The following is a 24,615-nucleotide window of genomic DNA, read 5'->3' on the forward strand; positions in this document are numbered from 1 at the left end:
CCAGAACCGGAGAGGCCCCGAACCTTAGCCGTCCGCGGGGTTCGACTGGAAGTCCGGCGGGGGAATTGAACTCTGCAATTTGCAGTCAGGAGCGCCGGCGCACCAGGGCCGAGACGACGAAGAAGCTGACGGCCAGCATCCCCACCGCCGTGACGAGCGCCAGCACCAGCGGACCGCCGACCGGTTCCTCGTCGGTCAGGGCGTGCAGCAGCGGGTGGACCAGCGGGATCTTCGCCAGCAGGACGACGACGAGCGTGATCACCGCGGCGAGCACCGTCCAGCCGACGCGGTGGACGAGCAGCCGCGAGCACGGGAGGGCGATCGCGATACCCAGCACCGCGCAGGCGAGGTGGGCGAGAAACCCGATGCCGAGCGCCGACGGCTGGACCTTGAACGACTTGAGCGCCGACCACCCCTCGGTGATCACGGTGAGCACCAGCGCACAGGCGAGCACGGTGAGGATCGCGCCGGTGATCATCCGCCGCCACTGCCGCGCGTGGCTCAGGGTGATCAGGCGCTGGACGGGGTCTTCGATGTCGAGCAGGGCGATCGTCAGCCAGCACGAGACGACCAGCAGCCCGCCGGCACTCACGCCGAACAGCGGCAGCGGCGGTGAGTGCGGGTCGGCGTAGAGGATCACGCACAGCGCGAGGTAGGCCAGCAACGCCGGCAGGTACCGCTGCGAATGACCGAGCAGCGCCAGGTAGTACCGCGTCAGGGCGAGCACGGCGCCACCTCCCGGACCGACCAGCCGTCCTTCAACGCCCGCAGCAACACCGCGTCCACCGCAGCGACCTCGACCGTGAGCACCAGCTGCGGGCCTTCCGCGACCGCGTGCCGCACGCCGGGTTCGTCGGCCCAGCCGGTGCCGTCGCCGCGCAGCACGATCCGCGTGGTCGGCTCGGCGCTTTCCGCCGTGAGCCTGCCGTCGTTCATGAGGTGGACGACGTCGGCGTGGTCGTGCACCACCTGCGGCCGGTGATCGGTGAACACGACGCTCGCCCCGCGCGCCCGCGTCTCGGCGACGACCTCGCCGAGGATCGCGTGCGTCCCGACGTCCAGCCCGGACCACGGCTCGTCGAGGATCAGCAGGTCCGGCCGCACCATGACGGCCTGCGCGAGCCCGACCTTCTGCGCGTTGCCCTTGGACAGCGTCCGCAGCGGTGCCGTCGGCCCGCCGACGAGCGCGAGCCGCTCGAGCAGCGGGTCGATCATCGAGAGGTCGGCGAGCCCGCGGATGCGGGCCATGTGCCGCAGGTAGGCCCGGGCGCCCATGCGCTGGCCGGCCGGGAAGCGGTCCGGCAGGTAGCCGATCCGCGGGGTGCCGGTGACCGTGCCGGTGGTCGCGTGCGAGACACCGGCCATGATCCGCAGCAGGGTCGACTTCCCGGAGCCGTTGCTGCCGAGGATGCCGACGACGTGCCCCGGCTCGACGGTCAGGTCGACGTCGCGGAGGACGAAGTCACCCCGCCCGTACCGCTTGCCGACCCCCGCCAGCCGGATCACGCAACAGCGGCCTTCTGCAGCGCCTTGGTCGCCCGTTCGAGTTCGTTCACCCGCACCGGATCGACGGGGTGGCCCGCGGTGGCCAGCCAGTTCGCGAGCATCCGGTGGCCGCCCTCGGTGAGCACGGACTCCGGGTGGAACTGGACGCCTTCCAGCGGCAGCTCGCGGTGGCGCATGCCCATCACGATGCCGGACTCCGTGCGTCCGGTGATCTCGAAGACGGTGTCGGAGATGGTGTCGGGCACCACGGTCAGCGAGTGGTACCGAGTGGCCGTGAACTCCTCGGGCAGGTCCTGGAGGATGCCGGCGCCGGTGTGCCGCACCTGGCTCGTCTTGCCGTGGAGCAGCTCGGGGGCGCGGTCGACGGTCGCGCCGTAGACGACGCCGAGCGCCTGGTGGCCGAGGCAGACGCCGAGCATCGGCGTGCGCGTCTCGGCGCACTTGCGGACGACGTCCATGCTCTGACCAGCGCGTTCGGGCGTACCGGGACCGGGAGAGACGAGCACGGCGTCGAACTCGGGCACGCGGTCGAGGTCCACGACGTCGTTGCGCCAGACCGTGCAGTCGGCGCCGAGCTGGGCCAGGTACTGGACCAGGTTGTAGACGAAGCTGTCGTAGTTGTCGACGACGAGAACGCGCATGGCGCCGAGCTTACCGGCTCCCACCGGGTGGACCGTACGCCAAATCACATTTTAGGTTAGGTGATCCTAACTTACCGTGGGACCAGTGAGCCGATCTCTTCGTGTAGCCGTGGTGGGTGCCGGTCCCGCCGGGATCTACGCCGCCGACATCCTGGACAAGTCCGCCGCCGACGTCTCGATCGACCTGTTCGAACGCATGCCGGCGCCGTTCGGGCTGATCCGGTACGGCGTCGCGCCCGACCACCCGCGCATCAAGGGCATCGTCACGGCGCTGGAGAAGGTGCTCTCGAAGCCGAACATCCGGCTGCTCGGCAACATCGACTACGGCACCGACATCAAGCTCGACGAGCTGCGCGAGTTCTACGACGCGGTGATCTTCTCGACCGGCGCGTCCGCCGACCGCGCGCTCGACATCCCCGGCATCGACCTCGACGGCAGCTACGGCGCCGCCGACTTCGTGTCCTGGTACGACGGCCACCCCGACGCGCCGCACTCGTGGCCACTGACCGCGTCTTCGGTCGCGGTCCTCGGCGTCGGGAACGTCGCGCTGGACGTGGCACGCGTCCTGGCGAAGACGGCCGACGAGCTGCTGGCCACCGACATCCCGGACAACGTCCACCAGGGGCTCAAGGCCAGCCCGGTGACGGACGTGCACGTGTTCGGCCGCCGCGGCCCGGCGCAGGCGAAGTTCACCCCGCTGGAACTGCGGGAGCTGGACCACTCGCCGAACGTCGAGGTCATCGTGTCCCCGGAGGACATCGAGTTCGACGAGGGCAGCATCGCGGCGCTGCGCGCGTCGAAGCAGATCGACATGGTCGTGAAGACGCTGCAGGAGTGGGCCATCCGCGAGCCGGGTTCCCGCCCGCGCCGGCTGCACCTGCACTTCTTCCACTCGCCGGCGGAGGTGCTGGGCGCGGACGGCCGCGTCACGGGCCTGCGCACCGAGCGGACCGAGCTGACCGGCGACGGATCCGTGCGCGGCACGGGTGAGTTCCACGACTGGGACGTCCAGGCGGTGTACCGCGCGGTCGGCTACCTGTCGTCGCACCTGCCGGAGCTGCCGTTCGACCACGCGGCGGGCGTGGTGCCGAACCAGGCGGGCCGCGTGCTGGACCTGGACGAGAACCAGCTGCCGGGCGTGTACGTGACGGGCTGGATCAAGCGCGGTCCGGTGGGCCTGATCGGCCACACGAAGGGCGACGCGGCGGAGACGATCGCGAGCCTGCTGTCGGACGCGGACACGCTGGCGGCCCCGAAGCACGCGGCACCGGACGCGATCCTCGACTTCCTCGCGACCCGCGGGATCCCGTTCACCAACTGGGACGGCTGGGGCCGGCTCGACGCGCACGAGAAGGCGCTGGGCTCGGCGGCGGGCCGCGAGCGGATCAAGGTCGTGGAGCGCGAGGAGATGACCCGGATCTCGCGCGGCTAAGCCCCCGCGCCGAGGTAGGTCAGCACGGCCAGCACCCGGCGGTTCGTGTCGTCCGAAGCCGTGATGTCCAGCTTCGCGAAGATGTTCGCCGTGTGCTTGCCGACCGCTCCTTCGCTGAAGTGCAGCCGGGCCGCGATCGCCGCGTTGGAACAGCCCTCCGCCATCAGCGACAGCACCTCGCGTTCGCGCGCGGTCAGCGCCGCCAGCGGGTCGGACGCGTTGCCCGCGACCAGTTTCGCGATCACCTCGGGGTCCATCACCGTGCCGCCCGCCGCGACCCGGCGGACGGCGTCGATGAACTGCTCCGCGTTGAACACCCGGTCCTTCAGCAGGTAGCCGATCGCGCCCGTGCCGTCGGCCAGCAGCTCGCGCGCGTACAGCTGCTCGACGTGCTGGGACAGCACCAGGATCGGCAGACCGGGGGTCTCCCGGCGGGCCGCCAGCGCGGCCTGCAGCCCCTCGTCGGTGTTCGTCGGCGGCATCCGGACGTCCACAATGGACACATCGGGGCGGTGGGTGCGCAGCGCCGCCACCAGCTCCGGGCCGGTGCCGACCGCCTCGACGACGTCGAAGCCGTGCGCGGCCAGCAGGTGGGTCAGGCCGTCTCGGAGGAGATATTGGTCTTCGGCGACAAGGGTTCTCGGTCGCCCAGTATCTGACACGGGATCTCCAGGGTCGCCTTCGTCGGCCCGCCGATGGGGCTGGTCAGCGTCAACCTACCGTCGAACCCGCCCAGCCTGCGCTCGATTCCGCGCAGTCCCGAGCCCCGCGCCGGATTCGCGCCACCCGGGCCTTCGTCGGTCACCACCACCGTCAAGAGGTCGTCGGCGAACCTCACCTCGATCGACACCCGTTTCGCGCCGTGCTTCGCCGCGTTGCCCAGCAGTTCGGACACCGCGAAGTACACGCACGCCTCCACCGGCTCCTCGACCCGTCCCGGTAGCGAGCCCGTGACCTCGGCCTTCAGCGGGCTGTCCAGCGCCAGCGCGCGCACGGCGTCCAGCAGCCCGCGTTCGGACAGCACGGGTGGGTGGATGCCGCGGATCAGCACCCGCAGTTCGGTGAGCGCCTCCGACGACGCCGCCCGCAGCTCCGCCGCGAGCCGTTTCGCCGCCGCCGGGTCCGTGTCGACCAGCGCCTCGACCGCGCCCAGCTTCATCCCCATCGCCACCAGCCGGGACTGGATGCCGTCGTGCAGGTCGCGCTCGATCCGGCGCAGTTCCGCCGCCTGCGTGACCGTGACGTCGGAGCGGGTTTGCTTGAGCCGTTCGACGCGCTGGGCGAGCCGGGAGGACTCGGTCGGCCCGAACCACACCCGGGCGAAGCGCGCCTGCTGGCGGGCGAGCCAGGTCGTCGGCACCAGACCGGCGACGACCATCGCCAGCATGACCGGGGTCTGCGCGAGCGCGCCCAGGTGCGTCGACACCTCGGGCAGCGGAAACCACTCGACCGGCGACGAGACGAACGGCCGCCACACCCAGAGCGCGGCGAGGCCGATGATCCCCCGGCTGACCACCGTGATCGTCGGCAGGATCAGCAGGAACGAAACCAGCGGGACGAGCAGGCTGCCGGCGAGGTCGCGCCAGGTGGCGCGGTCGCGGTAGATCCACCGCGTGCGGGCGTGCTGGACCGGCCAGAACGGTTCCTCGTACAGCTGGTTGCCCGCCTGGTAGAGCCCGTCGGGACGAGGCACCGGCAACCCGGGCGGCGGCAGGTACGGGCGCGGGATCCGCACCCCCGTGAAGTTCTCGGCCTCCCGGCGCAGCGTGTCGGTGATCGTCCGGTTCCACAGCACGACCGGGGTCGCCAGCGGCACGAAGAAAACCATGACGCCCAGCTGGAAGACCGCGAAGACCAGCTGCACCACCGAAACCGCGAACAGCCCGGCCTGGTGACCCAGCGATTCGAGGTGCCGGTGCAGCCAGTTCTTGCGCGAGGGCTCGACGGGTGGGCGCGGCCCGATCCACCAGCGCGTCCACCGGCCGTAGCCGCGGAGCACCGCGGGTACGCCGAGCAGGACGGCCACCGGCAGCAGCAGCGTGACCAGCGGGTTCACCAGTTGCCAGCCGAATTCCCGGCCCGTGGACGGGTCTTCCATCGCCCAGGTGAGCCGGTGCTGCCAGCGGATCCAGAACGCCCGCTTGTAGAGCTGGTTGCCGTCGCGGTACCAGCCGTCGCGCTCCCGCACGGGCTCCGGCGGCTCGGGCCGGTAGGGCGCTTCGATCTCGACGCCGCACCAGCGCGCGGCCAGCGTCCGCGCCACCGCCGACCGCCCGCGGGCCCATTCGACCGCGGAGCCGAAGAAGAAGACCACCCCGACGCACAGCAGCGCGAACGTGATCAGCTCGACCAGGACGTCGAGCCAGCTGAGCAACGAAAACGCGGCCAGGGCCAGCGCCCGGCCGAGCGCACGCAGGTACGTCATCCGGCACCTCCTCCCCCCGGATCCTCGCCGGATCGCGCCGCCCGCGCACTGCCCACGGCCCCACGAACGGGGTGGGCCCAGCCCCACCCCCGCTTCAGCAAAACGCTACCTGAGCTGGGGTTTCAGCGTCATTCCGGCGGCGGCCGCCCCTTCGTAGGTTCGTAGCCATGCCTCTCATCGAAGTCACCGAGCTCCACAAGCGCTACGGCCCCCGGGTCGCGGTCGACGGCGTTTCGTTCACCGTCGAGCGCGGCGAAATCTTCGGCATCCTCGGCACCAACGGCGCCGGCAAGACCACCACGGTCGAGTGCCTGCAAGGCCTCCGCCAGGCCGACGGCGGCACGATCTCCGTGCTCGGCCTGGACCCGGCGACCGACCGCGCGGCGCTGACCCGCCGCGTCGGCGTCCAGCTCCAGGAAAGCCGGCTGCCGCCGAAACTGCGGGTGCGCGAAGCACTGGAACTGTTCGCTTCCTTCTACCCGGAGCCGGCCGACGTCGACGTCCTGCTCGACCAGCTCGACCTGCGCGACCACGCCCGCAGCTCCTTCGGGAAGCTTTCCGGCGGCCAGAAGCAGCGCGTGTCGATCGCGCTGGCGCTGGTGGGCCGTCCGGAACTGGCGATCCTCGACGAGCTGACCACCGGGCTCGATCCGCACGCCCGCCGCGAAACGTGGCGGCTCGTCGAGGGTGTCCGCGCCACCGGCGTCACCGTCCTGCTCGTCACGCACTTCATGGACGAGGCCGAACGGCTCTGCGACCGCGTCGCGATCTTCGACGCCGGCCGCGTGGTCGCCACCGGCACCCCGGCCGAGCTCCGCGCCGCGGCCGGCGCCGCCACTTTGGACGACGCGTTCGTTTCGCTCACGAGGAGTGCCCGATGACCACCTTCGCCAAGATCACCGCCACCGAAACCAAGCTCTTCCTCCGCTCGCCGCTGATGGCGGTGGTGGGCCTCCTGCTGCCGTCCGCTCTCCTGCTGGGCATCGGCGCGATCCCCGGCATGACGAAACCCAGCGAGGCGGCCGGCGGGTACCGGTTCATCGACGCCTGGGTGCCGTCGCTGATCGTCGTCACCCTCGCCGCGCTCGCGCTGCAGTCGATCCCGGGCGCCGTCGCGACCTACCGCGAGCAGGGCGTGTTGCGGCGGCTGGCCACGACGCCGGCGCACCCGGCGAACCTGCTGGGCGCGCAGCTGCTGATCCACGTGGTGGTCGCGCTGGCAGGCATCGGGCTCGTCCTCGGCCTGGCCGACGCGGTCTACGACGTCCCGATGCCGAAGCACCCGCTGGTCTTCCTCCTCACGCTGGTGCTCGGAGTCGTCTCGATGTTCGCGCTGGGCCTGGTCACCGCCTCGATCGCCCGCACGGCCAAGAGCGCGGGCGGCCTCGCGACGGTCTCGTTCGTGCCGATCATGTTCTTCGGCGGCGTCTACCTGCCGAGGCCGCTGCTGCCGGAGGTCCTGCGCCGGATCGGCGACTACGTGCCGCCGGGCTCGCAGGCGCTGCAGGACGCCTGGGTCGGCACCGGCGTGCAGCCGCTGCAGCTGGTCGTGCTGGCCTGCTTCGCGGTGCTCGGCACGGCACTGGCGGCCAAGCTCTTCCGCTGGGAGTGACGCCCGCTTCCGCCAAAGTGGTGATGATCATCGTTTTCTCTTGTGGCGGTGCCACCCGGCCGGTAGCCAGGAGGGTGGCCCTGCTCAAACTGGAGGTTCGATGTCCCTGGACGTGTCACCCGCGTTGCTGGAGAAGGCCGAGCGCGGGGAAGTCACCGACGCCGAGTTCGTCGCCTGCGTCAAGGAATCCCTGCCGTACGCCTGGGAGGTCATCACCGGCGTCATCGCCGACGCCGAGGGCGCCGCGGACGGCTTCGCCGACAACGAGACGCCACCGCCGAGCGAGGCCGCCCGCGGGCAGCTGCTGCGGGCGCTGGCCTCGGACGCGATCCGCGGTGGCCTCGAGCGGCACTTCGGCGTCAAGCTGGCGTTCCAGAACTGCCACCGGGTCGCCGTGTTCAAGGAGAGCGAGCTGGCCGGCGACCGCTACCGCGCGTTCGTCTCCCCGCGCGGCCAGCTGCTCAACCAGAGCCCGGAACTGCGGGACTGCTAGCCCGTCCGCGCACGGGCCCTCCGGCACGCCGGAGGGCCCGTGCCGCCGGTTCCGGGGTCAGTTGACCGCGACCTCGTTGAACCACAGCCGGGGCTCCAGCCACGGGAACACCACGAACATCAGCAGCGCGACGACGCCGAGGGCCAGCACGACCGAGATCGTCAGCTTCGCGGCGAACGGACCGGGCAGCTTCCGCCAGAGCCAGGCGTACATCAGGCCTCCCCGATCTTCGAAAGCAGGTCGCCGTAGTTCTTGACCTGGTTCTTCGGCACCTGCTGGGTCAGCACCGAGGTGATGATGAGCCGCTCCCGTGCCGAGAACTGCGGGTGGCAGGTGGTGAGCGTGAGCAGCGCGGCCTGCTGGGCCTTCGGCAGCGCGTCGGCCCCCTTGTACGGGACCGGGTTCACCGCGGTGCCCTGGCTGGGCAGCACGACCTTGCGGCCGACGGTCTCGCTGTAGGCGCCGCCGTCTTCGGCGCCCGGGTCGCGCAGGGTCGAGACGCCCTTGCACTTCGGGTCGGCGCCCTTGCCGCCGGCCCAGTCCTGCATCTCGCTGTCGTAGGGCAGGACCTTGTAGATGTAGAAGTCGGTGGAGGTTTCGATCACGATCTGGTCACAGGAGGAGAGGTTGTCCAGGTCGTTGAACGGGGCACCCTTGCCGACGCGGTGGCCGGCCACGGCGAAGTTGCCGGGCTCGCCGGGCAGCGAGGTGCCCTTGTAGTGGCCCGGGCCGACCTCGAGGGCAGCGTCGTCGGTGCCCTCCTGGATGGTGAAGTTGTAGTCGACGCCGAAGGTGGGGATGTGGATGCGGGCGAACGCCTTGCCGTCGATCAGCTCGGGGTGCAGCGTGCGGTCGTGGGCCCACTCGCCGTCGAGCTGGTCGCTCGCCTCGGACTGCTTGCCCGCCGAGAACAGGTCGGTCACGTAGAGCTCGTAGACCATGAACAGCAGCACGACCAGGCCGAGCGTGATGAGGATTTCGCCGGCGGTCCGGATCGCGACGCCGCCCTTGCCGAGCGGGGCCGGTGCGGGCCTCTCCTTGGTCGCCGTGCCGCCCTTCCCGACCGGGGCGAAGACGACGGTCTCCTCGGCCGCACCGGGCGGCGGAGGTGGGGCCGCGTAGCGGGGCGGCGGCCCCTGCGGACCCGGGGGCGGGCCCTGGGGGCCACGCTGCGGCGGGCCGGGCGGTACCTGGCCGTGAGGGGGCATGGCGGGGCGGTGCTGGGGCGTGGGCCGACCGTGCCCGGGGTATCTGCGCCGGTCGTCATCCGGTCCTTCGCGCGTAGCCACGCAAGCTCCTCTCAAGCCGCGTCGAACCCTCGGTGACCCCAATGTCACGGTGCGGGAAATCCGACCACTGCCGGCCGCTGCTTTCCTGCGGTCGTTTACGTTAACGTGTGCACGTGGCGCCGGTTGCGCACCCTCAGCGGGACATCGCCACCAGACGAGCCCGAAGAGCACCGCGAGGAACACACGATGCCCAAGTCCAAGGTCCGCAAGAAGACCGCTTACACCCCGCCTGCCGACCGGCGCACGCCGGTGAAGGTGCGGGCCGCAGGCCCGACCGGCCTCGCCTGGAAGATCCCGATGTTCGGGTTCATGCTCCTGGGCCTGGTGTGGCTGCTGGTCAACTACATCGCCGGGGACAAGATCTCCTGGATGGCCAGCTGGGGCAACTGGAACTTCGCCGGTGGGTTCGCGCTGATGATCGCGGGCCTGCTGATGACCATGCGTTGGCGCTGATTATTACTCCAATTAGCGGCTTGACGTCGAATTACAGCGGTGTGACCCATCCCCAGTGTGGATAACCCCTGTGGATAACTACCCCACCTCTTGGGCGCCCCGGCAGTCCGTTGTGGTATCGGCCTGGGCGGTCACCGCCTTGCTGCTGGCCGGCGTCGTGACCGATGCGCTGACCGGTGACCACGGCGGGCTGGTGCTGTTCGCGCTGGCGGCCGTGGCGGCCGGCGCGTTCGCCGCCCACGCCACCGTCGTCCGGCCCCGGCTGGCCGCCGACGCCGAGGGCGTGGTGGCCAGGACGCTGAGCGGCACGCACCGGCTGCCCTGGGCGCAGACGCGCACCCGGCTCCGCACCACCCGGCGGATGGGCCGCGACGGCGTCACGCTCGAAATCGAGCACGACGAGCAGCTGTACGTCTTCGGCCGGCTCGACCTCGGCGAGGACCCGCGGGACGTCCTGGACGTCCTCAGCACGCTGCGCGCGCGCAGCTAGGCGCAGAAGTAGGTCGGGACACCGCGGTACGGCACGAAGCCGCAGCTCGCCGCGCCGAACTGGCTCGACTGGTACGCCAGCAGGCCGATGATCGCGAGCGCGATGATCGTGAGCCCGACCGCCTGCCAACGCGCTTGGCCGACCTGCGGGGCGTAGAGCAGCGCGACGGTGACCAGCGCCCCGGTCACCAGGCCGCCGACGTGCGCCCAGATCGAGATGCCCGGGATGCCGAAGGTGATGAAGGCGTTCAGCGCGAGGGTGATGAGCAGGCCGGTCGGGTTCAGCCGCAGCTTCAGCACGAGCACCGCGTAGGCGCCCATCAGGCCGAACAGCGCCCCGGACGCGCCGACCGTCGGCGGACTGTTCTGGTCGAAGATCAGGACGGCGGCCGACGCGCCCAGCATCGAGATGAAGTAGAGCGCGAGGTAGCGGCCGCGGCCGCAGACCTGCTCCAGGGCCCGGCCCATCATCCACAGCGAGAACATGTTGACCGCGACGTGGATCGGCCCGTAGTGCAGGAACCCGCTGGTCAGGACGCGCCACCACTCGTCGTGGCCGAGGGTGGCGGTGACGTAGAGGCTGCCCCGCTGGAAGACGGCCGCGGCGTCGTTGTCGTTGAGGCTCTGCGCCTGGAAGACCGTGAAGAGGTAGACCAGCACGTTCACCGCGAGGATGACCTGGGTGACGAGCACCGACTGGGACAGGCGCGCCCCGAAGACCGTCCGCTGGCCGAGGCCGGCTTCCTGGTGGCCGCGGTGCTGACGGCGCTGGTCCTGGGCGCCGGCGTGGACGCAGTCGGTGCACTGGAAGCCGACGGGGGCATCGCGGAGGCAGTCCGGGCAGGCCGGACGCCCGCACCGGGCACAGCTCAATCCGGTCGGGCGGTTCGGGTGCCACCAGCACCCGGGTAGCGCGGCTTGCTCGGCGGCGGGGTTCGGCGGTTGGTTCACGATGGCACCAACCTACCGAAACCCTCGCCAAGAGGCCGTCAGTGCTCGATCGAAACCTTCTCGATCACGACGTCGGTCAGCGGACGGTCCGCCGGTCCGGTCGCGGTGCGGGCGATCGCGTCGACGACGGTGCGCGACTCCTGGTCGGCCACCTCGCCGAAGATCGTGTGCCGGAAGTTCAGGTGGCTGGTCGGCGCCACGGTGATGAAGAACTGCGAGCCGTTCGTGCCGGGCCCCGCGTTGGCCATGGCCAGCAGGTACGGCTTGCTGAACTGCAGCTCCGGGTGGAACTCGTCGCCGAACTTGTAGCCGGGGCCGCCGCGGCCGGTGCCGGTCGGGTCGCCGCCCTGCAGCATGAAGCCGTCGATGACCCGGTGGAAGATCGAACCGTCGTAGAACGGGCCGGAGTTCGTCCCCGACGCGTTCGGCTGGGTGTACTCCTTGGTGCCCTCCGCGAGCCCGACGAAGTTCGCGACCGTCTTCGGCGCGTGGTCCGGGAACAGGTTCAGGTGGATGTCACCCTGGCTGGTGTGCAGCGTAGCTTTCACAGACCTCATCGTGCCATCTGCGGCGGGGAGCTCAAAAAAGGGGCACGATAGGTTACGGGTAACAGAGCAGTGTCAAAACGAATGATGAGGTGAAGCCCATGTCCCGGGCGACAGCCCAGGCCGTCGAGACCGCCGACAAACTCGTCACCGAGGGTGTCAAGCAGGGGCGGCGCGCGCAGAAGAAGCTCGCGAAGAAGACGGATCTGACCCGCAAGGAGCTCAAGAAGAGCTCGAAGGCCGCTCGCGAAGAGGCGCTCGCGCGCCTGTCCGAGCTGCGCAAGCCGGGTCGCAAGGCGAAGAGGGCTGCCATCAAGGCCGCGAAGGCGGCCGGCGGCTCCAAGCGCCGAGGCAAGAAGGACTTCAAGGCGGCGAAGAAGGACTTCTACGCCGCGCTGTCCGAGGCCAAGTCGGCCGCCAAGGGCACCCGCAGCCGTCGCAAGTGGCCGTGGCTGCTCGGCCTGGCCGTGGTCGGTGCGGGCGCCGCCTACGCACTGCGGTCGAAGCAGGAGCCGCCGGTCGCCCCGGCGCCGCCGAAGGCCACCCCGCCGGCTCCGAAGCCCGCTGAAGCGGCGAAGCCGACCCCGCAGGCGAACGGGAAGGCGCCGTCCGCGGCGCCCGCCGAAAAGAAGAACTGAACACGACGCGAAGAGGCCCCCGGGGGTGCAACCGGGGGCCTCTTCAGTCTTGCTCGGAGTCCGATCAGACGGCAGCGGCGTGCTTGTCGATCAGCTGGCCGAGGCGGGGCAGCGCCTCCTCGACGTTCTTCTTGCCGTTCGGGCGCAGCTTGCCGTAGACCTTCTTGATGCTGTCGCGGCTGCTCTTCTCCGCGCGCGTGTCGGTGACGCTCAGCAGCGCGTCGGAAGCCTCGTCCGAGCGGCTGGACAGGTAGGCGCCGAAGTCGTTGCCGCCCTTGGCGCGGTAGTCGCCGTAGAACGGCTCGAGCGCGGAGGCGAAGTCCGGCAGCAGCGTGTCGACGGCCGAGGGGATGATGCCCGGCTTGATCTTCTTGACCGCGGCGAAGCCGGTCTTGACGACGGCACCCGAAACGCCGCCCTTGTCGGAGACCTCGGCGTCGACGAGGGTCTCGAAGTCGGACACGACGGCCGGGCGACGGCCGGAGTCGAGCAGGATTTCCTTGAGGGTGTCAGCCACGAATCTTGTCCTTTGTCGTTTGCAGAGTTGTGCCCCGCCCCGGGGTGGGGATTCCCCGGTGGCCGCGGTGCGCGAGTCCACGAAGCCTGCGCGTGCAGCACAGGGTAATACAAGATCAACATCACTCACCCGTGTGGAGGCCACTACCTAGAGCTTCAGGGCAGCGATAGCCTTCTTTGCCACTGTGCGTGCCTTGACGCTCTGCTTCTGGTTGGTGGTCACCACGACGGCTGATGCCCCTTTCGCGACCGCGTAAACAGCGCCGTCGTCGTTGGAGAGGTAGCCGCCCTTCCAGCCGGCCGGGTCGGTCGCCGGGTTGGACGATTCGATCGGGGCCGCCTTGTTGACCAGCGCCGTTGCCGTCTTCGCGTCCCCGACGTAGACCCGGACGGTGAGCTGGACCTTCCCGTCCGGGCGGTAGAAGAAGCACGCGGGGTGCGGCTGGTCGGTGGACACGCGGACCTTCGACACGTGCTGGCCGTTCGAATCGGCCACGAATTCGCTGCCGAGGTACGGGCAGTCCTCGGTCGCTCCCGGCTGGGGGTCCGGCGGCAGGCCGGCGCCCACGCCCGCGGCGGTGGAGGCGGACGGCGGGCCGGGGACCGCGGTGCCGGACACGAGGGTGGGGCTGCAGCCGGCCAGCAGGGCCACGGCGGGCGCCAGGAGTACGAGTCGTCGCATAGCGCGGACAGTCAACCACGAAGCATGTGTGAAACCCGCTGGCTGACGCCGGCGTGCGACGATGAAGCACGTGCTCACCCCCGAGCAGTACCTCGGCGAGGTGGCCGAGCGCGTCCAGCGGGCCGGTGGGCGGCTGAGCACCGTGCAGCTCGGGCCCGTGACGGCGGTCGTCGGCCTGTTCACGGAGCCGGCGCCGCTGCCGGCGACGAACCACTGCGTGATCGTCGCCGCCGTCCCCGAGGTCAGCGCGGCGGCGCTGGCGGACTTCACCGCCCGCGCCAGGCAGCACGCCCGCGCGAACCTGACCGGCTGGACGACGGCGTCCATCGTGCTCGCCGGGCTCGTCGGGCAGCGCGTGCACCCGGACGCCGCGCTGGCCGCTTCGGCGAAGCCGGGTCACCGGTTCGGCGGCGAGACGCGGATGGTCGCAGTGGATCTCTCGACAGGGCAGCTGTCCACCTTCGGCGGGGACACGGTGGTGCGGGGTTCGGTCAACGCCAAGTTGACGTACTGCTTCCCCCCACCCAACGAGGCCGGCCGGCCGCGGGTGCCACCTCCGCCGTACGCAGGCCCGGTCGGTCCGCGGCCACCGGTGCGCCCACCGCCGGGGCTCGCGCCCCAGCGGAGCCCGTACGGTGGGTGACATGGTGCAGTTGCGCGGCTGGCCGTCGTTCCCCGAAGAACTTCCCGTGTTCACGCCGGATTCGGCGCCACCGGGCCCGCAGGCGCTGTTCCTGGGGTGGCTGACCGAAGCCGGCGAGCACGTGCTGGCGCCGCACGCCGTCACACTGTCCACAGTGGATGCCGATGGAGCGCCCGACGCGCGCGTGGTGATCCTCAAGGACGTCGGCCCCGGCGGCTGGGCGGTCGCGACCAGTTCGGAAAGCCCGAAAGGCGTGCAGCTGCGCAAGGACCCGCGCGCCGCGCTGACGTTCTTCTGGCCCGGCCGCGGCCGCCAGGTCCGGCTGCGCGGCCCGGTCTCCCCCGCCACGCCCGAGGTGTCCGCGGCCGACTTCCTCGCCCGGCCGCCGGCGTCCCGTGTCGAGGCGTTCATCGGGCACCAGTCCCAGGTGCTGCACGATCCGGCGGATCTCCACGCGGCAGCCGCGGAGGCGGCACGCTGGGTGGAGGAGAACCCGGACGTCGCCCCGGAAACGTGGACCCGGTACCTCGTGGACCCGGACGAAGTCGAGTTCTGGCAGGCCAGTCACGACCGGCGGCACGTGCGGCTGCGGTACCGGAAGTCCGGCGACGGCTGGGTCCGCGAGCGCCTCTGGCCGTGACGGCCACCCTTTTCGGGGTATGCGAGCTCCGCGCCGGTGTGCGCATGATGCACCCATGCGCTCGAAGATGCTGACTGCCGGGCTGGTCCTGGCGCTGACCGCCGCACTCGGGGGCGTGGCCGACGCGCGTCCTGGGGGACGTCCGCAGCTGACGGACCCGCACCCGTGCCCGGGACAACCGGGCTTCACGTGCTCGACCCTGACCGTGCCGCTCGACCACACCGGCCGGGTGCCGGGCACGCTCGGCCTGCCCGTGGCCACCGCGGACAACGTGACCGCGCCCAAGGGCGTGCTGCTGTTCCTCACCGGCGGCCCCGGGCAGGGCGGCGTCGGCTCGATCACGCGGATCGCCACGCAACGGCTGCCGGAAGCCGCGAAGGACTACCGGTTCGTCATGCTCGACCAGCGCGGCACCGGGCCGTCGGGTGCCTTGAAGTGCCCCGGCTTGCAGGCGCAGATGGGCAGTTCGGACATCGCGACACCGTCGGCCGACGCGGTGCGGGAGTGCGCCCGCATCCTCGGCGACACGGCACCGCTCTATTCGACCGACCAGACCGTGGCGGACTTCGACCAGCTCCGCCAGGCGCTGGGCGTGCCGAAGATGGTCGTCGACGGCGTCTCGTACGGCTCCTTCACGGCGGCGCGGTACGCGGTCGCGCACCCGCACAACGTCAGCAAGGTCGTCCTGGACTCGGTGCTGCCGCACCACGCTTCCCCGTCGGCTTCGCTGTACCTGACGGGACTGACGGCGGAGGCGCGCGTGCTGCGCGCCGCCTGCGCGGTGGCCCCGGCCTGTGGCTACGACCCGGCCGAGGACCTGGCCTGGGTGGTCCGCCACCGCGGCACGGCCGACGGGGTGCGGATCTTCGACACGATCGTCACCTACGAATTCGTCGACCCGACCTACCGCGCCCCGGCGGGGGGCGACATCATCGGCGCCCTGCACGAAGCCCGCGGCGGATCGCCGGCGCACCTCGACGGGCTGCTGGAGGGCTACCAGTCCGGCGGCGACGACCCGGCGGCGTTCAGCGCCGGCCTCCACGCGGCCACGCTCTGCGCGGACCAGCGGTTCCCGTGGGGCTCCCCGGCGACGCCGGTCGCGCTGCGGCAACCCCTGCTGTCCCTGGCCGCCCGCGTCCTGCCGGCGAGCGCGACCTGGCCGTACACGACGGAAGTCGCGACGCAACAGGGGTTCGTCCAGAGCTGCCTGCCGTGGCCCGCGGAACGCCCCGGCTCGAACCCGTTCGCGCCGCTCCCGGACGTCCCGGTGCTCCTGCTCAACGGCGACCGCGACCTGTCGACGCCGTTGGAGTGGGCGCGCGAGGAAGCGGCCCAGGCCCCGGGCGGCGAGCTGGTGATCGTCCCGGGCGAGTCGCACTCGATCCAGAACCGCGAGCGCGGGCACGCGGGCCGCGACGCGGTGCTCAGCTTCCTGCGGTCCACGTGACCGGCAGCTCGTGGACGCCGTAGATGTTCATGTCCGTCCGCAGCTTCACGTCCCCGGCGGGAACGGCCAGTGCCAGGGTCGGGAACCGGCGCAGCAGCCCGTCGAACCCGGCGCGCATCTCGATGCGGGCCAGTTGCTGGCCGAGGCACTGGTGGACGCCGTGCCCGAAGGACAGGAGTCCGCGCGCGGTGCGGTGGATGTCCAGCGCGTCCGGGTTTTCGAAGCGCCGGGGGTCGTGGTTGGCGGCCAGCAGCGAGACGACGACCGTCGATCCCTTGGTGATCGTTTCCCCGCCGAGCTCGAGGTCCTCCGTGGCGTAGCGGAAGAAGATGTCGGCGACGGACAGGTAGCGCAGCAGTTCTTCCACGGCGCCCGGCAGCAGGTCCGGGTCGGCGCGGAGTTCGGCGCACTGCCCGGGGTGCTCCAGCAGGGCGAAGGCGCCCAGTGACAGCATGTTGGCGGTGGTTTCGTGGCCCGCGAGCAGCAGCAGGAAGGCGGCGCCGGTCAGCTCCTCGATGGTGAGGTCGTCGTGGCGGGCCAAGTCGGACAGGATGTCGTCGCCGGGCTCGGCACGCTTGGTCGTGACCAGCTCGGAGAGGTACGTGTTGAGCGCGATGTACGCGCCCATCTTCTGCTCGAGCGGCTGTTCCCGGACCATGAACTGGGCGGAGTCGGCCTGGAACTGCTCCCGGTCCGCGTAGGGCACGCCGAGCAGCTCGCAGATCACCAGCGACGGCACCGGCAGCGCGAACTCCTTGACCAGGTCGACCGGCGGGGCCAGCCGCGCCAGGTGGTCCAGCTGCCGCTCGACGATGTCGGCGATGTGCTCTTCCAGCTGCTTCATCCGCTTGACGGTGAAGGCGCCGGTGAGCTTGCGGCGCAGCCGGCCGTGGTCCGGGGGGTCCATGGCGACGAACATGCCCGGCAGCGGCGGGGACGGCTCGGTGGCGGCGGGCATGCCCGTCTCGTACGGCACGTGGATGACGTCGAGGTCCAGGCGGGAGCTGAACCGCGTGTCGGCCATCAGCTGCCGGACCTCGTCGTACCCCGTGACGAGCCAGCCCTCGTGCCCGTCCGGGAACACCAGCGGGCTGACCGGGCGGGCCTCGCGCAGCCGGGTGAGCTCGCGCGGCGGGTCGAAGGGGCCGGCGTCGCGGTCCATGGGCAGTCCGTGCGGGACGTCGACCTGCTGGCTCATCGGAGCTCCTTTCGTGGTGGTGGCGATGACGATCGCCGACCCGGCTGACACGGGCCTGACACGCCTCGGACACCGCCCGGCGTGGCAAGATCGGCCGGGTGCAGATCGGGATCCTGGGGCCCTTCGAAGTGCGCACGGACGACGGCGCGCTCGCCGATGTGCCGGGCGCCCGCTTGCGTGGGCTGCTGGTCGCCCTCGCACTCGAGCCGGGTCAGGTGGTCCCGAAGGGCACGCTCGTCGACTGGATCTGGGGTGAGCAGCCGCCCGCCGAGGCGGCGAACGCCTTGCAGCGCCTGGTTTCCCGGCTGCGGAAGGCGCTGCCCGAGGGGTCGGTCGACGGCAGGCCGACCGGCTACCGGCTGGTGGTGGCCCCCGACGACGTCGACGCCGTGCGGTTCGAACGGCTCATCGGCCAGTCCCGCACCGAAGACGATCCGCGACGCCTGCGCGAAGCCCTCGCCCTGTGGCGCGGTCCGGCCGCCCAGGACGTCGAGCTGCCGGAAAGTGCGGCGTTCGACGCCGCCGTCACGCGGCTCGAGGGGCTGCGCCTGGCCGCGTTGGAGGACCGGTTCGACGCGGAGACCCGGCTCGGCCACGGCGCGGAGCTGGTCACCGAGCTGACCGACCTGGTGGCCGCGCACCCGATGCGGGAACGACTCGTCGCCGCGTTGATGCGAGCCCTCGTCGCGACGGGCCGCGACACCGAGGCGCTGCTCGTCTACGAGCGCACGCGGGAAACCCTGGCCGACACGCTGGGCGTCGACCCGTCACCGGAGCTGTCCGAGGTGCACGTCGCGCTGCTGCGCGGCGAGCTGGGCCGGCGGGAGGAGAGCCGGAAGACGAACCTGCGGGCCGAGCTGACCAGCTTCGTCGGCAAGGAGGCCGATGTCGCGGCGGTTCGCGAGCTCGTCACCGAACACCGGCTCACCACCCTGATCGGGCCGGGCGGCTCCGGCAAGACAAGGCAGGCCACGGAAACCGCACGCACGCTGCTCGGCGACCTGCCGGACGGCGCGTGGCTGGTCGAACTGGCGGCGATCGGCACCGGCGACGACGTGGCCCAGGCGACGCTCGGCGCGCTCAAGCTGCGGGACTCGCTCGTCGGCGAGGCCCCGGACGCCGAGCCGACGGACCGCGTCATCGCGGCGCTGCGTGAGCGGTCGATGCTGCTGGTCCTGGACAACTGCGAGCACGTCATCGAGTCCGCGGCGGCCTTCGCGCACCGGGTGCTCGGCGAGTGCCGCCGGCTGCGGATCCTCGCCACGAGCCGGGAACCGCTCGGCATCACCGGCGAGGCGCTGTGGCAGGTCGCGCCCCTGGCCGTCCCCGCGGAAGACGCGGATCCCGCGGAAATCGAGTCCGCCCCGGCCGTCCGGCTGCTGCGGGACCGGGCCGGCGCGGTGCGCAAGGACCCGCTGGCGGACGCCCGCACCCTGGCGCGCGTCTGCCGCGCGCTGGACGGGATGCCGCTGGCCATCGAACTCGCCGCCGCCCGCTTGCGCACGATGTCCCTCGACCAGCTCGCGCACCGGCTCGACGACCGGTTCCGCCTGCTGACCGGCGGCAGCCGGACCGCGCTTCCCCGCCACCGGACGCTGCGCGCGGTGATCGACTGGAGCTGGGAGCTGCTCTCCGACGCCGAGCGCGTCGTGCTGCGCCGGCTTTCGGCGTTCTCCGGCGGGGCGAGTCTGGAAGCCGCCGAGCGGGTCTGCGGCGGCGACGCGGTCGACGTGCTCGAACTGCTGACCGCGTTGACCGAGAAGTCGCTGGTGGTAGTCGTGGGCGAAGAGGCACCGCGCTACCGCATGCTCGGCACGATCAAGGAGTACGCCCAGCAGCGTCTCGCGGAGGCGGGCGAGGCGGACTTCGCCCGGCGCGCCCATCTCGCGTACTTCACCGAATTCGCCGAAACCGCGGAGCCGCACCTTCGCCGCGCCGAGCAGCTCGGGTGGCTCGCCGTGCTCGAGACGGAGCACGACAACATCACCGCGGCGATGCGCGGGGCGCTCGCGGCGGGCGAGGCGGCCGAGGCGATGCGGCTCGCGGCGACCGCCGGCTGGTACTGGTGGCTCAGCGGACACCGGGCGGAGGGCAACGAGCTGGTCATGGCGGCCACGGCGGTGCCCGGCGACGTGCCGGACGAGATCCGCGGCGTGCTCTACACGTTCGTCGTCCAGTTCGTGACGGCCGGCCAGCAGAGTGACGAGTACCGGGCGGAGGAGTGGATCCGCAAAGCGCACGAAATCAGCCTGCGCGTCGAAAACCCCCGGCTGGCCCTGCGGTTCGCCGGCCCGCTGGAGCGCCTGCTGCACGGACCGGACGCGGCGCTGACGGCGTTCGAACCGCTGCTCGCCGACGAAGACCCGTGGGTGCGCGCGGTGGCCCGGCTGCAGCTGGGCAAGATGCGCGTCCAGCTCGGCCACGGCGACCGGGACGCGGACGCGCTCCTCGAGGCGGCGGTCGCCGAGTTCCGTGCGCTCGGCGAACGATGGGGCACTTCGTTCGCCCTGACCGAGCTGGCGGACCGCATCACCGTGCGGGGGGAGTTCGCCGAGGCGTGCGAGTACTACGAGCAAGCGATCGAGGTCGTGACCGAGGTCGGCGCCATCGAGGACGTCGTGCGGATGCGGTCGCGGCAAGCCCAGCTGTACTGGCTGATGGGCGACGAGAAGGCCAGTGCGGCCACGCTGGCCGAGGCCCAACGGTCCGCGGAGCGCGTGGCGTGGCCGAACGCGCTGGCCGAGCTGGCCCTGGCCAAGGCGGAACTCGCCCGGTGGACCGGCGACACCGTGGAGGCACGCCGCCAGCTCGACCTCGCCACGGCGATGTTCGGCGAAGACGCCCAGCGCGCGAACGTCCGCGCGGTCGCCCACGACCTGCTCGGTTACCTCGCCGAGGACCTCGGCCAAGCCCGCGACCACCGCACGGCGGCGTTCGACGCGGCGACCGAGACACAGCACCCGCTCACGATCGCGCGGGCCCTCATCGGGCTCGCGGACCTGGCGCTGCGCACGGAACGGGACACGCAGGCCGCGCGGTTGCTGGGGGCGAGCGCCGGCGTGCGGGGCCTGCCGGACCGTTCGCAACCGGACGTGGCCCGGATCGAATCGGCCACCCGAAGCCGCCTCGGTGACTCGCGGTTCACCGAGGCGACGCAGGAGGGGATGCAGGCGAGCTGGCCGGAACTCGCCGCGGTCACGCTCGCTTCTTGAACGTGGACGACGCCCACAGGTAGCCGACGACGGCGATCCCGGCGCACCAGGCGAGAGCGGCGATCAGGGTGCCGGTGGCCGGCGTCCCGTTGAGCAGCCCGCGCAGGGTTTCGATGATCGGTGTGAACGGCTGGTACTCGGCGAACTGCTTGAGGCCGGGACCCATTTTTCCGGCAGGCACGATCGCGCTGCTGAAGAACGGGAGCATGATCAGCGGCACCGAAGCCAGGCCCGCCGTTTCCGGGGTTTTCGCCGCCAGGCCCAGCGCGATCGTGAGCCAGCCGGTCGCGAACCCGAGCAGCACGACGACGCCGACTGCACCGAGCCAGTCGAGTAAACCCGCCGCCGGCTCGAACCCCAGCAGGAAGGCGACGCCGAGGAGGGCCGCGATGGCGACCAGGTTGGTCAGCACGCTCGCGACGACGTGCCCGGTCAGTACCGCGCCGCGGGAGACGTCCATGACCTTGAACCGGTTGATGATGCCCTTGGTCATGTCGGAGTTGACGGCGATCGCGGTGGCTCCCAGCCCGTAGCAGACGGCCAGCAGCATCAATCCCGGCGTCGCGTAGTCGACGTAGTTCACGCCGACGTCGAAGGCATCCCCGAACATGTAGACGAACATCAGCATGATCACGACCGGCATCAGGATCGCGTTGAAGATCGACATCGGATTCCGGGCGATGTGCTTGAAGTTGCGGCGCAGCATCACCATCGAGTGGGACTTCATCGGGCGAGAACCTCCGTGGTGTGGCCCGTCAGGGCGAGGAAGACGTCGTCGAGATCGGGGGTGTGGACGGAAAGCTCTTCGGCCGCGAGCGCGTACTCGTCGAGTCTGTCCAAAAGGGACCGCAGGGATTTCGTGCCGCCGTCGCTGGGCACCCGCAGGGCCATGGCTTCGTCGTCCCGGGTGGCGTCGGTGAGGACCCGCGCGGCCGCGTCGAGTTCGCCGGCGGTGGTGAACCGGAGCCGGACGTGCGTGCCGGGAATCCGGCGCTTCAGTTCGTCGGAAGTGCCCTGGGCGACGAGGCGGCCCTGGTCGAGCACCGCGATCCGGTCGGCGAGGTGGTCGGCTTCCTCGAGGTACTGGGTGGTGAGGAAGACGGTCACGCCGTCGGCGACCAGGTCGCGGACGATGGACCACATCGTGCGGCGGCTGCGGGGGTCCAGCCCGGTCGTCGGCTCGTCCAGGAAGAGGATCCGCGGGTTGCCGACGAGCGTCATCGCCAGATCGAGCTTCCGGCGCATGCCCCCGGAATAGGTCGACACGGGCTTCTTCGCCGACTCGACGAGGTCGAAGCGCTCCAGCAGCTCGCCGACAACCCGATCTCCGCCGCGGCCGCGGTGGAGATCGACCATCAGCTGCAGGTTTTCCCGCCCGGTCAACAGCTCGTCCACGGCGGCGAACTGCCCGGTGACGCCGATCGCCGCCCGCACGGCCTTGGCCTCGGTGGCGACGTCGTGCCCGGCGACGCGCACCGTCCCGCCGTCGGCCTTCGCCAAGGTGGTCAGCACGTTGACGGCCGTGGTCTTGCCGGCCCCGTTCGGCCCGAGCAGGGAGAACACCGTCCCGGCCTCGACGTCGAGATCGACGCCGTCGAGCACGGTTTTGTCTTGGTAGGCCTTCCGCAGTCCGGAGGCCGTGATCGCCAGGTCTGTCATGGGAGCCACTGTCACCGGGTGGCCTGACACGGACCTGACCCGCACCTGACACGGCCGCGAGCTGGGGAATCAGCGAAAACGGCCCGCACCCCCGACAGGGGTACGGGCCGTTCGGTTGTGGAGCTGAGGGGAATCGAACCCCTGACCCCCGCCTTGCAAAGGCGGTGCTCTACCAATTGAGCTACAGCCCCGGACGCGGGCGGCGCACCGCCCGCGGGGAAACCTCAGTTGTGGGAAGCACCCGCCGGCTTGGCGGGGGTGGTGCCGTTGGTGGAGGGGACCGGCGCGGTCGCCTCACGCCAGAGATCGGCCTCGGCCTTGGCCGCCTTGTTGCGCTTGACGACGAACAGGACGCCGCCCGCGATAACGGCGAGTGCCAGCAGCTTCTTCACCGAAGCCCCCTTCTCAGCTTGCTTCCCTTACCCCGCGATGTTACTGCACCGGTGCGGGGCCGGTGTCGGGCACTCGTGGTTCCACGTGGAACCACTGGTAACGCAAGTCACACGCACCGGGAAATACCAGCTCGTGCTGCCCGGTTGTACCCATTGGTCGGTGCGCCCACCGTGTCCCCCGGGCCTCACCTCACCGCCTTCGCGGAGTTCCGTACGGCTGGAGCCGCGATGCGCCTTTCGCCGAGAGGCGACCGTGCGGCGTGCCGACCGAACCGCTCAGCCCTGCCGGTCTTTCTCTTCCCGGCAGGGCTGACCTGTATCCAGTGGACGCTCGTCACGCTTTGTGGTCATGCCGACCATCCCGTCGTGGCGTCGCCGTGCCCGAACAGCGCTAGCGCCGAACTCCTGATCCGGCTGAGGCTGACTGCGTGCCAGAAATGCAGAGATCCCCCGCCGTCGAAGCGCTGAAGTACCAAGGGGATCCGCTCGCCGACGCGGTGGTCGCCGAACTGGTGTCCAGCGGAACGACCCGAGCGGTCAACGAGGTGCTGGCCCACTTCCGGGACAACGACCAGCCCATCCCCGAGGACGTCCCGGAGCCGGTGCGCCGCTACCTCGTGGCCACGGACGCCCCGCCGCACTGGGCCGATCTCGACCGGGTCGCGGGCGCGTACGAGTTCTTCGTGGACGACGGGGTGCACGTGGCCTCGGTGCTGTCGTTCGGCGCGATGGTCAACTGCTACGCCCAGCCCCGGCCATCGCGCGTGCTGTCGCTCACGCACCGGCTCAACCAGCCCCATCGCCGGCTGTCGGAAACCTCGCAGTTCGTGCTGAACCTGATGGGCCGCAACCCCTTCGGCTCCGGCGGCAGTTTCGTGCCCACGGTCCAGAAGACCCGGCTGATCCACGCCGCCGTGCGCCACTTCATCACCCGATCCGGCGAATGGGACGTCGAGGCGGACGGCGTGCCGTTGTGCCAGCAGGACATGCTGGGTGCGTTGCTCATCTTCTCCGTCCAGGTCATCGACGGAATGCGCCGGATGGGCATCACCGTCACCGACCGCGAAGCCGAGGACTACTACTACGTGTGGCGGGTGACCGGCGCACTGCTCGGTATCCCGGCCGACGCCATGCCCGAGACGCTCGCCGAGGCCCAGTCGCTGAACGCACGGCTCGTCGAGGCGAGTTACGGCCCGTCCGCCGAGGGGATCGAGCTCACCCGCAACCTGCTGCGCCTGTACGAGGACATGGTGCCCGGCAAGGCGTTCGACGGCGTGGTCGCCGCGATGGTCCGCCAGGTAGTCACCCCGGAAGTCGCCGACTGGCTCGAGGTCCCGCAGTCACGCGCCTGGAGCCGCACGGTCGGCGCCGGGGTGCGCTTGATGCGGCTGCTCGAACGGTCGGAGGACCGCAGCCGGACGGCCACGGCCGTGCTGGACAAGGCCGGAAGCCTGCTGCTGGGCGGAAGCGTGCGGACGCTGACCAACGGGCAGCCGACCGCCCTGACCATCCCGTCGGACCTGCGGGAGAAGTGGCTTGCCGCCGGGGCCTGCCCGGTGGCAGCACCGCCGGGAGCCGGTCGGGCTGACAAGTAGCCGGGCAACTGGTCACGCGGGCAGCAAAAAGCCCGGTTCACCAACACGGTGGACCGGGCTTCGACCTGCGTGGGCCTACCAGGACTTGAACCTGGGACCTCTTCGTTATCAGGCCAAGATGACCTGTTTAGGATCATGGGGACACGCCTTTGACCTC

The 24,615-nt window shown here is 71.0% G+C and carries 27 protein-coding genes and 1 tRNA gene; 12 read left to right on the forward strand and 16 right to left on the reverse strand.

Annotated elements, in window-relative coordinates; all coding sequences use genetic code 11:
- Window positions 1-85 precede the first annotated feature (85 nt).
- The 3 genes from AB0F15_RS27180 to AB0F15_RS27190 are packed head-to-tail and all read right to left on the reverse strand — an operon-like array spanning window position 86 to window position 2,147.
- Window positions 86-727, reverse strand: a complete 642-nt coding sequence (locus tag AB0F15_RS27180; protein WP_360275889.1) for a hypothetical protein — start codon at window positions 725-727, stop codon at window positions 86-88.
- On the reverse strand, window positions 715-1,506 hold the full coding sequence (locus AB0F15_RS27185) for an ABC transporter ATP-binding protein (protein ID WP_360275892.1): 792 nt from the start codon (window positions 1,504-1,506) through the stop codon (window positions 715-717). Before AB0F15_RS27185 ends, AB0F15_RS27180 begins: the two co-directional genes overlap by 13 nt.
- Window positions 1,503-2,147: an aminodeoxychorismate/anthranilate synthase component II gene (locus tag AB0F15_RS27190; RefSeq protein WP_360275959.1), complete on the reverse strand. Its 645-nt coding sequence runs from the start codon at window positions 2,145-2,147 to the stop codon at window positions 1,503-1,505. The genes AB0F15_RS27185 and AB0F15_RS27190 overlap by 4 nt, the downstream gene beginning before the upstream one ends.
- Before the next feature lie 112 nt (window positions 2,148-2,259).
- Between AB0F15_RS27190 and AB0F15_RS27195 the strand changes: the two genes are divergently transcribed.
- A complete protein-coding gene (locus tag AB0F15_RS27195) occupies window positions 2,260-3,579 on the forward strand; it encodes an FAD-dependent oxidoreductase (protein ID WP_360275962.1) in 1,320 nt (439 codons plus the stop codon).
- On the opposite strand, the gene AB0F15_RS27200 is transcribed toward AB0F15_RS27195, so the two are convergent.
- Window positions 3,576-4,178 (reverse strand): response regulator transcription factor, encoded by a 603-nt coding sequence (locus AB0F15_RS27200; RefSeq protein ID WP_360275965.1) that lies wholly within the window; start codon window positions 4,176-4,178, stop codon window positions 3,576-3,578. The genes AB0F15_RS27195 and AB0F15_RS27200 overlap by 4 nt on opposite strands.
- Entirely contained in the window at window positions 4,175-6,004 is a 1,830-nt protein-coding gene (locus tag AB0F15_RS27205; RefSeq protein ID WP_360275895.1) for a histidine kinase, read from the reverse strand. Before AB0F15_RS27205 ends, AB0F15_RS27200 begins: the two co-directional genes overlap by 4 nt.
- 167 nt (window positions 6,005-6,171) lie before the next feature.
- Between AB0F15_RS27205 and AB0F15_RS27210 the strand changes: the two genes are divergently transcribed.
- From AB0F15_RS27210 to AB0F15_RS27220, 3 genes are all read left to right on the forward strand, one after another.
- A complete protein-coding gene (locus AB0F15_RS27210; protein ID WP_360275898.1) occupies window positions 6,172-6,885 on the forward strand; it encodes an ABC transporter ATP-binding protein in 714 nt (237 codons plus the stop codon).
- On the forward strand, window positions 6,882-7,616 hold the full coding sequence (locus AB0F15_RS27215; RefSeq protein WP_360275901.1) for an ABC transporter permease: 735 nt from the start codon (window positions 6,882-6,884) through the stop codon (window positions 7,614-7,616). Before AB0F15_RS27210 ends, AB0F15_RS27215 begins: the two co-directional genes overlap by 4 nt.
- A gap of 100 nt (window positions 7,617-7,716) precedes the next feature.
- On the forward strand, window positions 7,717-8,109 hold the full coding sequence (locus AB0F15_RS27220; RefSeq protein WP_360275903.1) for an SCO5389 family protein: 393 nt from the start codon (window positions 7,717-7,719) through the stop codon (window positions 8,107-8,109).
- Window positions 8,110-8,166: 57 nt separating this feature from the next.
- Here AB0F15_RS27220 and AB0F15_RS27225 read toward each other — a convergent pair whose 3' ends face one another.
- Together AB0F15_RS27225 and AB0F15_RS27230 are read right to left on the reverse strand one after the other, a co-directional pair.
- Window positions 8,167-8,322, reverse strand: a complete 156-nt coding sequence (locus tag AB0F15_RS27225) for a hypothetical protein (protein WP_360275906.1) — start codon at window positions 8,320-8,322, stop codon at window positions 8,167-8,169.
- Entirely contained in the window at window positions 8,322-9,317 is a 996-nt protein-coding gene (locus tag AB0F15_RS27230) for a class E sortase (protein WP_360275909.1), read from the reverse strand. The genes AB0F15_RS27225 and AB0F15_RS27230 overlap by 1 nt, the downstream gene beginning before the upstream one ends.
- A gap of 267 nt (window positions 9,318-9,584) precedes the next feature.
- On the opposite strand from AB0F15_RS27230, the gene crgA reads away from it, so the two are divergent.
- Both crgA and AB0F15_RS27240 read left to right on the forward strand, forming a co-directional pair.
- A complete protein-coding gene (gene crgA, locus AB0F15_RS27235) occupies window positions 9,585-9,851 on the forward strand; it encodes a cell division protein CrgA (RefSeq protein WP_360275912.1) in 267 nt (88 codons plus the stop codon).
- 112 nt (window positions 9,852-9,963) lie between these two features.
- Entirely contained in the window at window positions 9,964-10,341 is a 378-nt protein-coding gene (locus AB0F15_RS27240; protein ID WP_360275915.1) for a PH domain-containing protein, read from the forward strand.
- On the opposite strand, the gene AB0F15_RS27245 is transcribed toward AB0F15_RS27240, so the two are convergent.
- Window positions 10,338-11,291: a rhomboid family intramembrane serine protease gene (locus AB0F15_RS27245; RefSeq protein ID WP_360275918.1), complete on the reverse strand. Its 954-nt coding sequence runs from the start codon at window positions 11,289-11,291 to the stop codon at window positions 10,338-10,340. The two genes, AB0F15_RS27240 and AB0F15_RS27245, sit on opposite strands and share 4 nt — an antisense overlap.
- Before the next feature lie 38 nt (window positions 11,292-11,329).
- On the reverse strand, window positions 11,330-11,848 hold the full coding sequence (locus AB0F15_RS27250; RefSeq protein ID WP_360275921.1) for a peptidylprolyl isomerase: 519 nt from the start codon (window positions 11,846-11,848) through the stop codon (window positions 11,330-11,332).
- An 89-nt stretch (window positions 11,849-11,937) separates the two neighbouring features.
- Between AB0F15_RS27250 and AB0F15_RS27255 the strand changes: the two genes are divergently transcribed.
- Complete coding sequence (locus AB0F15_RS27255) at window positions 11,938-12,474, forward strand: hypothetical protein (RefSeq protein ID WP_360275924.1); 537 nt, start codon at window positions 11,938-11,940, stop codon at window positions 12,472-12,474.
- A gap of 64 nt (window positions 12,475-12,538) precedes the next feature.
- On the opposite strand, the gene AB0F15_RS27260 is transcribed toward AB0F15_RS27255, so the two are convergent.
- On the reverse strand, window positions 12,539-12,991 hold the full coding sequence (locus AB0F15_RS27260; RefSeq protein WP_360275927.1) for a hypothetical protein: 453 nt from the start codon (window positions 12,989-12,991) through the stop codon (window positions 12,539-12,541).
- A 147-nt stretch (window positions 12,992-13,138) separates the two neighbouring features.
- Complete coding sequence (locus tag AB0F15_RS27265; RefSeq protein ID WP_360275929.1) at window positions 13,139-13,672, reverse strand: DUF2020 domain-containing protein; 534 nt, start codon at window positions 13,670-13,672, stop codon at window positions 13,139-13,141.
- A gap of 70 nt (window positions 13,673-13,742) precedes the next feature.
- On the opposite strand from AB0F15_RS27265, the gene AB0F15_RS27270 reads away from it, so the two are divergent.
- The 3 genes from AB0F15_RS27270 to AB0F15_RS27280 are packed head-to-tail and all read left to right on the forward strand — an operon-like array spanning window position 13,743 to window position 16,402.
- Window positions 13,743-14,315 carry a hypothetical protein gene (locus AB0F15_RS27270; protein WP_360275968.1) on the forward strand — a complete coding sequence of 191 codons (573 nt, stop codon included), beginning with the start codon at window positions 13,743-13,745 and terminating at the stop codon, window positions 14,313-14,315.
- 1 nt (window position 14,316) lies between these two features.
- A complete protein-coding gene (locus AB0F15_RS27275; RefSeq protein ID WP_360275932.1) occupies window positions 14,317-14,955 on the forward strand; it encodes a pyridoxal 5'-phosphate synthase in 639 nt (212 codons plus the stop codon).
- 55 nt (window positions 14,956-15,010) lie between these two features.
- Entirely contained in the window at window positions 15,011-16,402 is a 1,392-nt protein-coding gene (locus tag AB0F15_RS27280; RefSeq protein ID WP_360275935.1) for an alpha/beta fold hydrolase, read from the forward strand.
- On the opposite strand, the gene AB0F15_RS27285 is transcribed toward AB0F15_RS27280, so the two are convergent.
- Window positions 16,380-17,600, reverse strand: a complete 1,221-nt coding sequence (locus AB0F15_RS27285; RefSeq protein ID WP_360275937.1) for a cytochrome P450 — start codon at window positions 17,598-17,600, stop codon at window positions 16,380-16,382. The two genes, AB0F15_RS27280 and AB0F15_RS27285, sit on opposite strands and share 23 nt — an antisense overlap.
- Window positions 17,601-17,698: 98 nt before the next feature.
- Between AB0F15_RS27285 and AB0F15_RS27290 the strand changes: the two genes are divergently transcribed.
- Entirely contained in the window at window positions 17,699-20,812 is a 3,114-nt protein-coding gene (locus AB0F15_RS27290) for a BTAD domain-containing putative transcriptional regulator (RefSeq protein WP_360275940.1), read from the forward strand.
- Here AB0F15_RS27290 and AB0F15_RS27295 read toward each other — a convergent pair.
- The 4 genes from AB0F15_RS27295 to AB0F15_RS27310 form a co-directional block, all read right to left on the reverse strand.
- Window positions 20,796-21,539: an ABC transporter permease gene (locus AB0F15_RS27295; protein ID WP_360275942.1), complete on the reverse strand. Its 744-nt coding sequence runs from the start codon at window positions 21,537-21,539 to the stop codon at window positions 20,796-20,798. The two genes, AB0F15_RS27290 and AB0F15_RS27295, sit on opposite strands and share 17 nt — an antisense overlap.
- Window positions 21,536-22,471: an ATP-binding cassette domain-containing protein gene (locus AB0F15_RS27300; RefSeq protein WP_360275945.1), complete on the reverse strand. Its 936-nt coding sequence runs from the start codon at window positions 22,469-22,471 to the stop codon at window positions 21,536-21,538. The genes AB0F15_RS27295 and AB0F15_RS27300 overlap by 4 nt, the downstream gene beginning before the upstream one ends.
- A gap of 118 nt (window positions 22,472-22,589) precedes the next feature.
- A tRNA-Ala gene (locus AB0F15_RS27305) sits at window positions 22,590-22,662 on the reverse strand.
- Between the two features lie 33 nt (window positions 22,663-22,695).
- Window positions 22,696-22,863: a DLW-39 family protein gene (locus AB0F15_RS27310; protein ID WP_003100602.1), complete on the reverse strand. Its 168-nt coding sequence runs from the start codon at window positions 22,861-22,863 to the stop codon at window positions 22,696-22,698.
- Between the two features lie 437 nt (window positions 22,864-23,300).
- On the opposite strand from AB0F15_RS27310, the gene AB0F15_RS27315 reads away from it, so the two are divergent.
- A complete protein-coding gene (locus tag AB0F15_RS27315) occupies window positions 23,301-24,458 on the forward strand; it encodes an oxygenase MpaB family protein (RefSeq protein ID WP_360275948.1) in 1,158 nt (385 codons plus the stop codon).
- Window positions 24,459-24,615: the final 157 nt, after the last annotated feature.

The organism is Amycolatopsis sp. NPDC026612 (genome assembly GCF_040638285.1).
Taxonomy (GTDB): domain Bacteria; phylum Actinomycetota; class Actinomycetes; order Mycobacteriales; family Pseudonocardiaceae; genus Amycolatopsis.